At 70.8% G+C, this 12,518-nt stretch carries 15 protein-coding genes; 5 read left to right on the forward strand and 10 right to left on the reverse strand.

Translation table 11 applies throughout. The features are described from left to right. Positions 1 to 64: 64 nt before the first annotated feature. Positions 65 to 1,021, reverse strand: a complete 957-nt coding sequence (locus ACWEF2_RS08135; protein WP_453813053.1) for a thiamine-phosphate kinase — start codon at positions 1,019 to 1,021, stop codon at positions 65 to 67. Between the two features lie 51 nt (positions 1,022 to 1,072). Between ACWEF2_RS08135 and ACWEF2_RS08140 the strand changes: the two genes are divergently transcribed. Next, positions 1,073 to 1,306, forward strand: coding sequence for an Lrp/AsnC family transcriptional regulator (locus ACWEF2_RS08140; RefSeq protein WP_453813055.1), 234 nt, complete (start codon positions 1,073 to 1,075; stop codon positions 1,304 to 1,306). A 17-nt stretch (positions 1,307 to 1,323) separates the two neighbouring features. Then, entirely contained in the window at positions 1,324 to 1,770 is a 447-nt protein-coding gene (locus ACWEF2_RS08145; RefSeq protein ID WP_453813057.1) for a DUF3515 domain-containing protein, read from the forward strand. On the opposite strand, the gene ACWEF2_RS08150 is transcribed toward ACWEF2_RS08145, so the two are convergent. The 4 genes from ACWEF2_RS08150 to ACWEF2_RS08165 form a co-directional block, all read right to left on the reverse strand. Next, the gene (locus ACWEF2_RS08150; protein ID WP_453813059.1) at positions 1,753 to 2,862 is read right to left on the reverse strand and encodes a D-alanine--D-alanine ligase family protein; all 1,110 of its coding nucleotides are present in this window, start codon (positions 2,860 to 2,862) and stop codon (positions 1,753 to 1,755) included. The two genes, ACWEF2_RS08145 and ACWEF2_RS08150, sit on opposite strands and share 18 nt — an antisense overlap. Positions 2,863 to 2,912: 50 nt before the next feature. Further along, entirely contained in the window at positions 2,913 to 4,094 is a 1,182-nt protein-coding gene (locus tag ACWEF2_RS08155) for a trans-sulfuration enzyme family protein (protein ID WP_453813061.1), read from the reverse strand. A gap of 162 nt (positions 4,095 to 4,256) precedes the next feature. After that, complete coding sequence (locus tag ACWEF2_RS08160; protein ID WP_453813062.1) at positions 4,257 to 5,267, reverse strand: NAD(P)H-dependent glycerol-3-phosphate dehydrogenase; 1,011 nt, start codon at positions 5,265 to 5,267, stop codon at positions 4,257 to 4,259. A gap of 20 nt (positions 5,268 to 5,287) precedes the next feature. Then, positions 5,288 to 6,001, reverse strand: coding sequence for a lysophospholipid acyltransferase family protein (locus tag ACWEF2_RS08165; RefSeq protein WP_453813064.1), 714 nt, complete (start codon positions 5,999 to 6,001; stop codon positions 5,288 to 5,290). A 69-nt stretch (positions 6,002 to 6,070) separates the two neighbouring features. Here ACWEF2_RS08165 and cofC point away from each other — a divergent pair, with 69 nt between their 5' ends. Further along, positions 6,071 to 6,736: a 2-phospho-L-lactate guanylyltransferase gene (gene cofC / locus ACWEF2_RS08170; RefSeq protein ID WP_453813066.1), complete on the forward strand. Its 666-nt coding sequence runs from the start codon at positions 6,071 to 6,073 to the stop codon at positions 6,734 to 6,736. Positions 6,737 to 6,947: 211 nt separating this feature from the next. Here the strand turns inward: cofC and ACWEF2_RS08175 are convergent, their stop codons facing one another. Further along, complete coding sequence (locus ACWEF2_RS08175) at positions 6,948 to 8,405, reverse strand: MFS transporter (RefSeq protein ID WP_453813068.1); 1,458 nt, start codon at positions 8,403 to 8,405, stop codon at positions 6,948 to 6,950. A gap of 213 nt (positions 8,406 to 8,618) precedes the next feature. Here ACWEF2_RS08175 and ACWEF2_RS08180 point away from each other — a divergent pair, with 213 nt between their 5' ends. Together ACWEF2_RS08180 and ACWEF2_RS08185 are read left to right on the forward strand one after the other, a co-directional pair. Beyond that, on the forward strand, positions 8,619 to 9,380 hold the full coding sequence (locus ACWEF2_RS08180) for a TetR/AcrR family transcriptional regulator (protein ID WP_453813070.1): 762 nt from the start codon (positions 8,619 to 8,621) through the stop codon (positions 9,378 to 9,380). Positions 9,381 to 9,389: 9 nt separating this feature from the next. Then, positions 9,390 to 9,623, forward strand: coding sequence for a hypothetical protein (locus tag ACWEF2_RS08185; RefSeq protein ID WP_453813071.1), 234 nt, complete (start codon positions 9,390 to 9,392; stop codon positions 9,621 to 9,623). A gap of 206 nt (positions 9,624 to 9,829) precedes the next feature. Here the strand turns inward: ACWEF2_RS08185 and ACWEF2_RS08190 are convergent, their stop codons facing one another. The 4 genes from ACWEF2_RS08190 to leuC form a co-directional block, all read right to left on the reverse strand. Further along, positions 9,830 to 10,129: an HU family DNA-binding protein gene (locus tag ACWEF2_RS08190; RefSeq protein WP_355592243.1), complete on the reverse strand. Its 300-nt coding sequence runs from the start codon at positions 10,127 to 10,129 to the stop codon at positions 9,830 to 9,832. Positions 10,130 to 10,272: 143 nt separating this feature from the next. Beyond that, positions 10,273 to 10,527 carry an SCO5555 family protein gene (locus ACWEF2_RS08195; RefSeq protein WP_355592241.1) on the reverse strand — a complete coding sequence of 85 codons (255 nt, stop codon included), beginning with the start codon at positions 10,525 to 10,527 and terminating at the stop codon, positions 10,273 to 10,275. Next, the gene (leuD, locus tag ACWEF2_RS08200) at positions 10,506 to 11,093 is read right to left on the reverse strand and encodes a 3-isopropylmalate dehydratase small subunit (protein WP_453813074.1); all 588 of its coding nucleotides are present in this window, start codon (positions 11,091 to 11,093) and stop codon (positions 10,506 to 10,508) included. The genes ACWEF2_RS08195 and leuD overlap by 22 nt, the downstream gene beginning before the upstream one ends. Positions 11,094 to 11,105: 12 nt before the next feature. Then, the gene (gene leuC / locus ACWEF2_RS08205) at positions 11,106 to 12,485 is read right to left on the reverse strand and encodes a 3-isopropylmalate dehydratase large subunit (protein WP_453813076.1); all 1,380 of its coding nucleotides are present in this window, start codon (positions 12,483 to 12,485) and stop codon (positions 11,106 to 11,108) included. Positions 12,486 to 12,518: the final 33 nt, after the last annotated feature.

Consider the following 12,518-nt stretch of genomic DNA (forward strand, 5'->3'; position numbering starts at 1 on the left):
AACTTCATATCAGTTTCGTAACCGTTCGTGGCAAATTTAACTAATGTCACATGAGTGGGAAACGTCACTTCCGGAAATGATCCCAGCCCCGGTAAATCGGCGATCGGCCCTTGACCTGCACCCCGCCGCCTGCGACGACGTGACCCACCACGGTCCACGGGGGCGGGAGCCGTACGCCGGCGGGGAAGGTCGCGGCGAGGGCGTGGTCGTCCCCACCGGCGAGCACCCACTCCAGCGGGTCGGCGCCGAGCAGCCGGGCGGCCTCCTCCATCGCGGGCGGGACCGCGAACTCCTCCGGCGACAGGACGACGCCCACCCCGCCGGCCTCCGCGAGGTGGCCGAGGTCTTGGAGCAGGCCGTCGCTGACGTCGAGCATCGCGGTCGCCCCGAGCCTGGCCGCCCGCGGGCCACAGGCGTAGGGCGGGTTCGGACGGCGGTGGGCCTCGATCAGCTCCTCGGGACCGGTCAGGCCCGCGGTGAGCAGCGCGAGACCGGCGGCGGCGTGGCCGAGCCGCCCCGCCACCGCGACCACGTCGCCGGGGTGCGCCCCCGAGCGGGTGACCGGGGCACGCCCGCCCAGGTCGCCCAGGGCGGTGATCCCGATCACGACCAGGTCGCAGCGGGTGATGTCGCCGCCCACCACGCTGGCACCGACAAGATCGCACTCGTCGCGGAAGCCGTCGACGAGGTCGTCCAGCCAGCCCGTGGCCGCGTCGGCGGGCAGGCCTAGACCGACCACGATGCCGGTGGGCTCGGCGCCCATCGCCACGATGTCGGAGAGATTCTGGGCCGCCGCCTTACGGCCGATGTCATAGCCACTGGACCAATCGCGGCGAAAGTGCCTACCCTCAAGCAGTAAGTCCGTCGTCACGACGACCCGCCCGTCAGGAGCCCGCACCATCGCGGCGTCGTCCCCGGGACCGAGCAGTACCGTCCCACCCTGTGGCAAACGTCCGGCAATACGCGCAATTACTCCGAATTCGCCGAGATCTCCGACTGTGATGACACACCTCCCGTTCATCACAGGGTACGGTGGCCCTTCGGCACTGATCCGATCGCCCGGGAGGACGTTATGGTGCAGGCCTACATCCTTATCCAGACCGAGGTCGGCAAGGCGGCGAACGTCGCCGGTCAGATCGCCTCCATCTCCGGTGTGACCCAGGCCGAGGATGTCACCGGCCCCTACGACGTGATCGTCCGTGCCGAGGCCCGTAACGTGGATGAGCTGGGCAAGCTCGTGGTGGCGCAGATTCAGGCGGTGGACGGCATAACGCGTACGCTTACCTGTCCCATCGTCCATATCTGATCCATCGGGAACATGAGATGTCACTCCGGTTCGCTCGCTGGGCGGCGTGCGCCTGCGCCCTGCTGACGCTGGCGGGATGCGGCGGCCCGGTCCGCGTGGACCCGCCGGTCCCGGAGGGGGCCGCCGCCGCCGCGTGCAGGTCGCTCGCCGGGCGCCTTCCCGGCACGCTCGACGGCCTGGACCGGGTGGAGTCGACGCCCGCCTCGCCGTACGTGGCGGTGTGGGGGGACGCCCGGATCGCGCTGCGCTGCGGGGTGCCCCGCCCGGCGACGATGACGGCCACCGAGCAGGTGCCGGAGATCGACGGGGTGGCGTGGTTCCCCGACCCCGCCAGACCGGCGCTGTTCACCGCGATCGGCGGGGCGGCCTACGTCGAGGTGACGATCTCCCGGGACCACGTCCCGCAGGACGTGCTCGTCGAGCTCGCGGACCCCGTCAAGGCCGCGCTATCGCAGACCGGGTGAGCGGCGCAGCGCCAGCTGGATCAGCCGGTCGACCAGCCCGGCGTACGGCAGGCCGGTGGCGGCCCACAGTTGCGGCGCGACCGACACCGCGGTGAAGCCGGGCATCGTGTTGATCTCGTTGAGGATCAGCCGTCCGTCGGCGGTGTAGAAGAAGTCGACCCGGGACAGCCCCTCGCAGCCCAGCGCCTCGAAGGCGCGCACGGCCATCGCCCTCAGCTCCTCGACCACGTCCGCCGGCATGTCGGCGGGCACGGCCAGCGACATGTCCTGCCCGATGTACTTGGCCTCGAAGTCGAAGAACTCGTGGTCGCCGTGGACCAGCACCTCACCGGGCAGGCTGGCCCGGGGACGCTCGTCGCCCAGCGACTCCAGCACCGCGCACTCGATCTCACGGCCCACGATCGCGGCCTCCACCAGCACCTTGGGGTCGTGTCCCCGGGCGAACTCGATCGCCGACTCCAGCTCCCGCAGGTCGTGGGCCTTGGAGATGCCCTGGCTCGACCCGGCGCGGGCGGGCTTGACGAAGACCGGCCAGCCGAGCTCCTGGACCTCCTTGAGCACCCGCTCCCGGTCGATCCGCCAGTCGCGGTCGCGGACGACGACGTGCGGGCCGACGGGCAGGCCGGAGGCGGCGAGCACCATCTTCATGTAGCCCTTGTCCATGCCGACCGCGCTGGCCAGCACCCCGGAGCCGACGTAGCGGACCCCGGCCATCTCCAGCAGCCCCTGGATCGTCCCGTCCTCGGCGAAGGGCCCGTGCATCACGGGGAAGACGACGTCCACCCTGCCGAGCTCGACCGGGATGTCGCCGACGTCGTAGGCCACCAGCGAACCGTCGCCCGACGGCAGCGCCAGCCCGGTGCCCTGGGCGTCGACGACCGGCAGATCGTCGCCCTCGATCGCGTAGCGCTGATCTCCGGAGGCGAGCACCCAGCGGCCGTCCTGGGCGATCCCCACGGGAACCACCTCGTACTTCGACCGGTCGATGGCATCCAGCACGCTCCCGGCTCCGAGGATGGAGACGGCGTGCTCGGAGTTGCGCCCACCGAAGACGACTGCGACCCGAGGCCGGCTTCCATACTGATCGCTCATGATGACCGAATCTACCCCCTCTGGGAGGTCGTTCCCGTTGTCAGACGCGCCTATCCATCCGATGTGGGCAGGGAGTCCAACGCCTGGGTCACATCCGCGATGAGGTCCTCCGCGTCCTCCAGCCCGATGGAGAACCGGACGGCCGCCGCGTCGACGCCGGATCCCGCGCCGAGCCGGGGATGGCCGGCCGAGACCACGTGCGTGGCCCTGGTGCGGGTGCCGCCCGCCGAGGTGGCGATCGAGGCGAGCCTGAGGCCGTCGGCCAGCGCCACGCCCGCGTCGTAGCCGCCGTGCGGGGTGACCGTCACGCAGGCGCCGTACCTGGTCCCCTCGGGCCCCGAGTCGAACAGGTGCCTGGCGAGCCGGTGGCCGGGGTGCTCCGGCAGGCCCGGGTAGTCGACCCGGCGCACGGCGGGATGCTTGGCCACCGCCGCGGCGAAGACCATCGCGGTGGCGCACATCCTGCGCACCCGGAGCGGCAGGGTCGCCAGGCCCCGGCGGAGCAGGAAGGCGTCGTCGGCGGAGAGCGCGCCGCCGGTGTCGACGCGGACCTCACGGAGCCGGGCGATCAGGTCGGGCCGGCCGACCGCGACGCCGCCGGCGCAGTCGTCGTGCCCGCCGAGGTACTTGGTCGCGGAGTGGATCACCAGGTCGGCGCCGTGTTCGAGGGGGCGGCACACGATCGGGGTGGCGAAGGTGGAGTCGACCACCAGCAGCGCCCCGGCTCCGCGGGCGATCCGGTAGAGACCGCGGATGTCGGAGACGGCCATGGTCGGGTCGGACAGCGTCTCCGCGTAGATGATCTTTGTGCTGGGCCTAACCTCGGCGCTCACCCGGCTGAGATCGCCGTAGTCGACGAAGTTCGCGCTGACCCCGAACCTGGACAGCACGTTGGTGATCAGCGAGCGGGTCCCGCCGCAGACCGGGACCGGGGCGACGATGTGCGCCCCCGCGCGCAGGAAGGTCATCAGGACGGCGGTGATCGCGGCCATCCCGGACGCGAACGCCTGCCCGGAGACGTCCTCGGGCGCCGCGGCCCCCTCCAGCGAGGCCACCGCGGCGGCGAACGCGACGGTGGTGGGGTTGTCCACCCTGCCGGGGGCCAAGGCGGAGCGGCTGTCACCGCACGCGTCGGCGTACTCGGCGCACTCGCCGAAGCCCCACGCGGAGTTGCGCCATACCGGAAGGCCCAGTGGGACCTGCCCGTGTGTGGTCGAGGGGGGCAGATGCACCGATCGGGTGTTCTCGCCCTTCTGTCTACGTATACGTCGGTTCACCCTATCCGCGCCGAAACGCTCCGGTCTCCGGGCCGGAGGGCGGCGACGCTTCCCTCCCTCAGGACATCGGTGGGTCGGATGGCCGACAGTCCTCGGCCGCCGAGGTCGGAGTGGACGTCAAATGCCGTACCGTTCCGGTTTGGGGGTCCGCGACATCAGCAGCATCGCGGCCTCGCTGGGGGGCATCCCGTCATGGACGACGGCCACCACCACCTCCGTGATCGGCATCTCCACGTCGTGCTTTCTGGCCAGTTCCAAGACCGACTCGCAGGACTTGACCCCCTCGGCGGTCTGTTTCGTCGCGGCGATGACCTCGGAGAGGGTCATGCCCCGGCCAAGATTCTCACCGAAGGTACGGTTCCTGGACAATGGGGACGTACAGGTCGCTATGAGATCCCCCATCCCGGCGAGCCCGGCGAAGGTGTGCGGATCCGCGCCGAGCACCGTACCCAGCCGCGAGATCTCGGCCAGCCCGCGCGTCATCAGCATCGCCCCGACGTTGTCGCCGAGACCCATCCCCGCCGCGACGCCGACGGCCAGGGCGATCACGTTCTTGACCGCCCCGCCGAGCTCCACCCCCACCACATCGGGGTTGGTGTAGGGACGGAACCACGGCGGCAGGTGGCAGGCGGCCTGAAGCCGCTCCATGGCGTGCTCGTCGGTGCACGCGACCACGGTCGCGGCCGGCTGTCCCCGGATGATCTCCCCGACCAGGTTGGGCCCCGACACCACCGCGACCCGCTCCTGGGGCACCTCGGCGACCTCGCAGATCACCTCGCTCATCCGCTTGGTGGTGCCGAGTTCGATGCCCTTCATCAGGCTGACCAGCACCGCCTCGGGTGGCAGGTCCGGCTTCCACCGGATCAGGTTGGACCGCAGCGTCTGGGAGGGGACGGCGAGTACCACGAAGTCGGCGCCGTCGAGGGCCTCGGCGGGATCGGTGGTGGCGCGCAGGGTCTCGGGCAGCATCGCGCCGGGCAGGTAGTCGGGGTTCTCGTGCCGGCGGTCGATCGCCTCGACGATCTCCGGCCGCCTGCCCCACAGGGTTGTCCGGCAGCCCGCCCCTTCGAGAATCATCGCGAAGGTCGTGCCCCACGAACCCGTGCCGAATACAGCCGCCTTGGTCATTTCATCACCGTACGTCGAAGTCAATGGTCAGAGGGTCTTTTGAACAGCGTCTCGGGTGCCTTCTCCCCGCGTAGCTCGGCGAGCTGAACCGCGATCGCCGCCATGATGTCGGCGGTCGCCCGGCGCAGGACGTCGGCGTGGAGCGGCTGCCCCTCGTACTTCGACAGGTCGACCGGCGGCCCGGCCAGCACCCGGAAGGTCTTGCGCGGCAGGAGACGGGGCCACCTGCGGCCGTAGGGCAGGATCTCCTGGGCACCCCAGTGGGCCACCGGGATCACCGGCGCGCCGGTCGCCAGGGCCAGCCGGGCGGCGCCGGTCTTGCCCTCCATCGGCCAGAGCCGGGGATCGCGGGTGCAGGTGCCCTCCGGATAGAACATCACGCAGGCCCCCTCGGCGAGCCTGCGCTCCGACTCCGCGAGCGAGCGGGCCGCGTCGGCACTCTCCCGGTAGACCGGTATGGCCATCAGCCCCTTCACCGCGTGCCCGAGCACCGGCACGGAGAAGAGCCCCGACTTGGCCAGGATCACCGGCCAGCGGCCGTTGCTGTAGAGGTAGTCCGCCACCAGGACGGGGTCGGCCCAGGAGAGATGGTTGACCACCAGGATGATCCCGCCGCCGTCCGGCAGATGACCCGCCCCGCGCCAGTCCTTTCCGACCAGGAGCCACGAGATCGGCTTGACGATCGTGACGGCCACGGCGACCCAGAAGCGGGAAGGCCATCCAGGGCGTCTCATCGCAGCTCCTCCATCCGAGCGGGGTGCGCCCCAAGTGTCCCGGTTGGCCGCACGGGATGTCGAGGCGAGATGCTTAAGGCTATGCCTGCTCAGGAATGTTCCACCTGGACCCTCGTGGTACCCGTCAAGACGCTGGTCGCCGCCAAGACCCGGCTGTCGCGGGCCGCGGGGCCGTACCGGGCGGCACTGGCCGTGGCGATCGCCTGCGACACCGTCGAGGCGGCGCTGAGCTGCGCGGCCGTCGCACGGGTCGTGGTGGTGACGGGTGATCCGGTGGCCGCCGAGGCGCTCGGCGCGGTGGGCGCCCACGTGGTCGGCGACCCGGAGGCCGGGCTGAACGCGGCGCTGCGCCACGGCGCCGCCGAGGCCGTGCGGCTGGCGCCCGGCGACCCGGTGGGCGCGCTCCAGGCCGACCTCCCGGCGCTCCGCCCGGCGGAGCTGGCCCGTGTGCTCGCCGCCGCCGCGGAGTTCGACCAGGCGTTCCTGCCCGACGCCGCCGAGGTGGGCACGACCTTCTACGGGGTACGGCCCGGCGTCCCGTTCACCCCCGGGTTCGGCGGCGAGTCCCGCGAGCGCCATCTGCGGCGCGGGGCGAAGGAGCTCTGCCCGGACGGGACCGAGTCGGTCCGCCGGGACGTGGACACCCCCGACGACCTGTGGGCCGCGCTCGCGCTCGGCGTCGGCCCCCGCACCCTCGCGGTGGTGGAGGAGCTGAGGAGGGGGAACCCCCCTTAGGGACTCCCCCTCCCCGCTCCCTCCCGGCCTCTCGGCCTCCCCGCTCCTCCACCGGCCTCTCCGGCTTCCCGGCCTCTCCGGTTTCCCCGGTCTCTCCGGTTTCCCCGGTCTCTCGGCGCGGCCTCCCGTCGCGCCGCCGAGGTCCGCGGGGCGGAACGCCGGCGGCGAGGCCCCCGCGGCAGGGCCGTGATCTCTCCGCCGGACCCGCGGGTCAGTGCCCGGCGTGCTCCTCCTCGCGGGCCTGCCTCGGCAGCAGGAAGGCCGCGAGGAAGGTCAGCAGGAGCATGCCGACGACCGTCCAGAGCACGACCCCCATCGCCCCGGCGAAGTCGGGGGCCGGCGAGGCCGCCAGCAGGTCGAAGAAGACCGTGCCGAGCAGCGCCACCCCGAAGGCGCCGCCGAGCTGCTGGACCGCGGTCAGCGTGCCGGAGGCGGAGCCGGTCTCGTGCTGATCGACCCCGGCCAGCACGATGTCGAAGAACGGTGCCATCAGCAGCCCCATGCCGATGCCGGTGACCGCCAGGGCGGGAACGAACTGCCAGGGGGTCGCCGGCGCCTCCACGAGTGTGATCGTCAGCAGGACGCCCAGCGTGCCGAGCGCCATGACCAGGACCCCGCCCTGCAGGACCCGGCGGCCGAACCTCGCCACCGCCTGGGCCAGGCCGAAGCCGGCGACCATGCCCAGCGACCAGGGGATCATCACCAGGCCGGCCTTGAGTGTGGAGTATCCGAGGCCGATCTGGCTGTAGAGGTTGAACACCAGCGCGAAGCCCGACATGGAGGAGAAGAAGACCAGGCCGGTCAGGAGTCCGCCGGTGAAGGCCCGCTTGCGGAAGAGGCTGGGGACGACCAGCGGGTCACCGCCCGTGCGGCTCTTGCGGGACTCGAACCAGCCGAAGACCGCGAAGACCGCCACGGACGCGCCCATCATCACGAAGGACCAGGCGGGCCAGCCGCTCTCCCGGCCCTGGACCAGGGGGAAGACCAGGAGCAGCCCGGCGGCGGAGGCCAGGATCACCCCGGGGATGTCGAGCCTGGGAGGGCGCGGCGAGCGGGACTCGGGCAGGAAGCGCAGCCCGGCGGCCAGCGCGGCCAGGCCGAGCGGCAGGTTGATCAGGAAGATCATGCGCCAGCCGGTGCCGAAGAAGTCGGCGTCGATCAGCCATCCGGCCAGGATCGGGCCTCCCACCGAGGACAGGCCCATGACCGGCCCGAACAGGCCGAACGCCGCTCCCATCTCCTTCGGCGGGAACATCTCCTTGATCATGCCGAGCCCCTGCGGCAGCATGACCGCGCCGAACAGGCCCTGTACGACCCGTGCGGCGACGAGCAGTTCGGGCGTCTGGGCGACGGCGCACAGCAGCGAGCCCGCGGTGAACCCGAGCGCGCCGATGAGGAACATCCGCTTGCGGCCGAAGATGTCGCCCAGCCGCCCGCCGGTGATCAACCCGACGGCCATGGAGAGGGTGTAGGCGGCGCCGAGCCACTGGATGGTGCCGGCGGTGCCGCCGAGCTCGGCCCGGATGGTGGGGGCGGCGATGTTAGTGATCATCGCGTCGAGGAGATCCATCACCTCGGCGGCCAGGATCACCAGGAGCGCGGCCCAGCGCCACCGGTAGGCGGCCGGCTCGGTCGCCGGCTGGGCCGTGGCTGTCAGGCCAGTGGACATGGGGACTCCTCGTACTGATCCGGGGGAGAGCGCGCTCATCGGTTATGAACGGCGTTCAGCATACATGAACACTGTTCTCAAAACGAACGATGTTCGCCGAACAGTGCGATGTTCTTAAGATATGTCGCATCTCTCCGACAGACAAGATATGTCGCGAAAATGAGCATCGTTCGCCAACATGAGCACTGTTCAGGGAAGCGTTAGACTGGTGCCATGAGTGACGAGCTGCCCGCACTGCCCTGGGAGCGAGCACGCCGGAGGCCCGGACCCACCCGGATCCCGCTCACCCGGGACCGGATCGTGGACGCGGCCTACGCGGTGCTCGACCGGGAGGGCTACGAGAGGCTGAGCATGCGCCAGGTCGCGGCCGAGCTGGGCGTCGCGGTCTCCGCCCTCTACGCCCACGTCGCGGGCAAGAACGATCTCCTTGAGCTGATGTACGCCCGGCTCTTCACCGGCTGGGATCTGCCAACCCCCGACCCGGAGCGCTGGCGGGAGCAGGTGAGGGACTACGCCCGCACCGGCCGGGCCAAGCTGCTTGAGCACCGCGACATGGCCCGGCTCTCGATGGGGGAGACGCCCTTCGGCCCCGAGACGCTGCCGCATCTGGAGCAGCTTCTGGGCCTCTTCCGGGCCGCCGGGCTCCCCGACCACCTCGCCGGGGCGGCGGGCGACGTGATCTCCACCTTCATCGACGGCTTCGCGCTGGAGGAGAGCATGTGGGAGGCCCGTCGACAGGAGGCGGGCGAGCAGTCCTGGGCGGACATGCGCGAGACGTTGCACCTCTACTTCAGGGATCTACCGCCCGAGCGTTTCCCGAACCTGACCTCACTCGGCGACCTGATGCTGGTGAGCGGCAACGATGAGCGGTTCGACCTCGGTATCGAGATCATCATCCGGGGCCTGGCGTCCTTCGCCGAGGAGGCCGCACGGAACGCGGACCCGTCCCCCTCCGCCGGGCCCGGCCGGGACTAGGCTGACCGGGTGCAGGCGACGGTGCGGGCCTTCGACCCGGCGACCAGGTCGGGGTCGGCCTATCTCGACGACGGGACCGAGATCCCGTTCGGCGCGGCGGCCTTCGACGCCGGACCGCTCCGGCTGCTCAGGGCGGGCCAGCGGGTGAACATCCTGGTGGACGACGGTCTCGTCACCTACGTCACGCTGTCGACCTTTCCCCTGCCCGAACCCCCGAGCCCCCCGCTCGAACCCCCGAAATGATCGCGGACCGGGCCTGACCGGCCGGGGCCCGCGCCCCGCGAGACGGCCCCGAAGCCCGCTCCGGCCGGCCGAGGCCCCGTTTCCCGAGGCGACCTCGGACCCGTTCCGGCCGACCGGCCGCCGCCCCGCCCGTGCGGGCGGGGCGACCCCGTAAGGGCGGATGCGGCGGATCCCCTCAACGGGAACCCGGGCACCCGAGTGGAGCCCTACTTTTTCTTCGCGGCCTTCTTCCCCTCCACGTTGACGAGCTCCTTGAAGTCCGAACCGGGCCGGAACTTGGGCCCCCAGCTCTCGGCGACCTTGATCTCGGCGCCGGTCGAAGGGTTCCGGGCCGAACGGGCGGGCTTGTGCACCATCTCGAAGGCGCCGAAGCCGGTGATCGAGACCTTGTCTCCACCGGCCACGGTCTTCTGGATGGTGTCGAGCACCGCGTTCACGGCCTCGGTGGCGGTTTTCCTGTCGCCCACTCGATCCGCGATCGCGTCGACGAGTTCCTTCTTGTTCATAAAGGTTGCTCCCCCTGCTTACCGATGTCTGGGAGTGGGTCATAAGGCAGATAGCCCGTCTCACCCGATTTGTCACGGCCTGAGGTCTCAACAGAGCGAGAAACCCCTTGCCCGCTTGAAATTAAGGGACGGAGCCGTATGACTCAATCACCTTCCGCAATGTTTCCAGCACTTGGCGTATCTGAAACCAGAGCATCAAGGTCGAGAAGGAATAAATCAAGACGCCCCGCTGCGTGGAGGAGATCACGCTTGGCGAGGTCACAGATGGAGAGCAGGCGCCTGGCCAGCCGCTCCCGCTGGGCGGCGGGCAGGGACAGGACGCGAACGCGGCGGTGCGCATCGCGCAACCGCCGCGCCAGCTCGTCTTCTGAACGGATCAGACGGTCGTCGGCAGCCATGGCTGCCGACCATTCTCGTATATCCCGATGTCATCGGCGTTCCTGAGGGTCAGGCCGATGTCGTCGAGCCCCTCCGTCAGCCGCCAGCGGGTGTAGTCGTCGATCTCGAACGCGACGACCTCGCCGGCCCAGCGTACCTGCCGTTCCCGCAGGTCAACGGTGATCTCCAAGGTGGGGTCGGCCTCCACCGCGGCCTGCAGGGCCTCGACCGCGGCGGCCGGCAGGACGACCGGGAGCAGGCCCATCTTGGTGGAATTATTACGGAAGATGTCGCCGAAACGGGCTGCGATCACGGCGCGGAAGCCGTACTGCTGCAGCGCCCAGACGGCGTGCTCGCGCGAGGAGCCGGTGCCGAAGTCGGGTCCGGCGACGAGGATCGAGGCGCCCTCGTGGGCGGGGTCGTTCAGCACGAAGCCCGGGTCCTCGCGCCAGGCGGAGAACAGGCCCCGCTCGAACCCGGTCCGGCTGACCTGCTTGAGCCAGACGGCGGGGATGATCTGGTCGGTGTCCACGTTGCTGCGGCGCAGCGGTACGGCCCGGCCGGTGTGAACGGTGAAGGCTTCCATGATCGGGGTCTCCTAGGCCAGGTCGGCGGGCGCGGTCAGTTTTCCGGTGACGGCGGTCGCCGCGGCGACCTGCGGGGAGACCAGGTGCGTACGGCCTCCCTTGCCCTGACGTCCCTCGAAGTTGCGGTTGGACGTCGAGGCGCTGCGCTCACCGGGGGCGAGGGTGTCGGGGTTCATGCCCAGGCACATCGAACAGCCCGCCTCGCGCCACTCCGCGCCGGCGGCCTTGAACACCTCGTGCAGCCCCTCCCGCTCGGCCTCCAGCTTGACCAGCATCGAGCCGGGGACGATCAGCGTGCGGGTGACGACCCGGCGGCCCCGCAGCACGTCGGCCGCGGCCCGCAGGTCCTCCAGACGGCCGTTGGTGCAGGAGCCCACGAAGACCGTGTCCACCTCGACCTCGCGGAGCGGGGTGCCGGCGGTCAGGCCCATGTAGTCCAGCGCGCGCCGGGCCGCGGCCGGGTCGTCGGTGTCGTGCGGGTCCGGCACGGAGGCGCCCAGCGGAGCCCCCTGGCCCGGGTTGGTGCCCCAGGTGACGAACGGGGTCAGCGCGGAGGCGTCGATCTCCACGACCGCGTCGAAGACGGCGTCCTCGTCGGTGGCCAGCGACCGCCAGTACGCGACCGCGGCGTCCCACTGCTCGCCCGCCGGGGCGTGGGGACGGCCCTTGAGATACTCGAACGTGGTCTCGTCGGGGGCGATCAGGCCCGCCCGGGCGCCCGCCTCGATGGACATGTTGCAGACGGTCATCCGGCCCTCCATGGAGAGCCTGCGGATGGCCTCGCCCCGATACTCGACGATGTAGCCCTGGCCGCCGCCGGTGCCGATCCTGGCGATGATCGCCAGGATCAGGTCCTTGGCCGTGACGCCCACCGGCAGCTCGCCGGAGACCTCGATGGCCATCGTCTTCGGCCGGTAGGCGGGAAGCGTCTGGGTGGCCAGCACGTGCTCCACCTCGGAGGTGCCGATACCGAAGGCGATGCCGCCGAACGCGCCGTGGGTGGAGGTGTGAGAATCGCCACAGACGATCGTCATGCCCGGCTGGGTCAGGCCGAACTGCGGGCCGATGATGTGCACGACCCCCTGGCCCGCGTCACCCATCGGGTACAGCCGGACGCCGAACTCGGCGCAGTTCTTGCGCAGCGTCTCGACCTGGGCGCGCGACACCGGGTCGGTGATCGGGCCGAGCACGGTCGGGACGTTGTGGTCCTCGGTGGCGATCGTCAGCTCGGGGCGCCGGACCGGGCGGCCGGTCAGGCGCAGGCCGTCGAACGCCTGCGGGCTGGTCACCTCATGGATGAGGTGCAGGTCGATGTAGAGCAGGTCGGGTTCTCCCTCGGCACGTCGTACGACGTGCTGCTCCCAGACTTTCTCCGCCAGCGTGCGGCCCATGTCGCCTCCTTGCGATCGCCATTCCGCACCCCA

Source organism: Streptosporangium sp. NPDC004631 (assembly GCF_053601935.1).

Bases quoted from the DNA above. Each gene is read 5' to 3' on its own strand.
- ACWEF2_RS08135 (WP_453813053.1), bottom strand. From the start codon at position 1,021: ATGAACGGGAGGTGTGTCATCACAGTCGGAGATCTCGGCGAATTCGGA.
- ACWEF2_RS08140 (WP_453813055.1), top strand. From the start codon at position 1,073: ATGGTGCAGGCCTACATCCTTATCCAGACCGAGGTCGGCAAGGCGGCG.
- ACWEF2_RS08145 (WP_453813057.1), top strand. From the start codon at position 1,324: ATGTCACTCCGGTTCGCTCGCTGGGCGGCGTGCGCCTGCGCCCTGCTG.
- ACWEF2_RS08150 (WP_453813059.1), bottom strand. From the start codon at position 2,862: ATGAGCGATCAGTATGGAAGCCGGCCTCGGGTCGCAGTCGTCTTCGGT.
- ACWEF2_RS08160 (WP_453813062.1), bottom strand. From the start codon at position 5,267: ATGACCAAGGCGGCTGTATTCGGCACGGGTTCGTGGGGCACGACCTTC.
- ACWEF2_RS08165 (WP_453813064.1), bottom strand. From the start codon at position 6,001: ATGAGACGCCCTGGATGGCCTTCCCGCTTCTGGGTCGCCGTGGCCGTC.
- cofC (WP_453813066.1), top strand. From the start codon at position 6,071: ATGCTTAAGGCTATGCCTGCTCAGGAATGTTCCACCTGGACCCTCGTG.
- ACWEF2_RS08175 (WP_453813068.1), bottom strand. From the start codon at position 8,405: ATGTCCACTGGCCTGACAGCCACGGCCCAGCCGGCGACCGAGCCGGCC.
- ACWEF2_RS08180 (WP_453813070.1), top strand. From the start codon at position 8,619: ATGAGTGACGAGCTGCCCGCACTGCCCTGGGAGCGAGCACGCCGGAGG.
- ACWEF2_RS08190 (WP_355592243.1), bottom strand. From the start codon at position 10,129: ATGAACAAGAAGGAACTCGTCGACGCGATCGCGGATCGAGTGGGCGAC.
- ACWEF2_RS08195 (WP_355592241.1), bottom strand. From the start codon at position 10,527: ATGGCTGCCGACGACCGTCTGATCCGTTCAGAAGACGAGCTGGCGCGG.
- leuD (WP_453813074.1), bottom strand. From the start codon at position 11,093: ATGGAAGCCTTCACCGTTCACACCGGCCGGGCCGTACCGCTGCGCCGC.
- leuC (WP_453813076.1), bottom strand. From the start codon at position 12,485: ATGGGCCGCACGCTGGCGGAGAAAGTCTGGGAGCAGCACGTCGTACGA.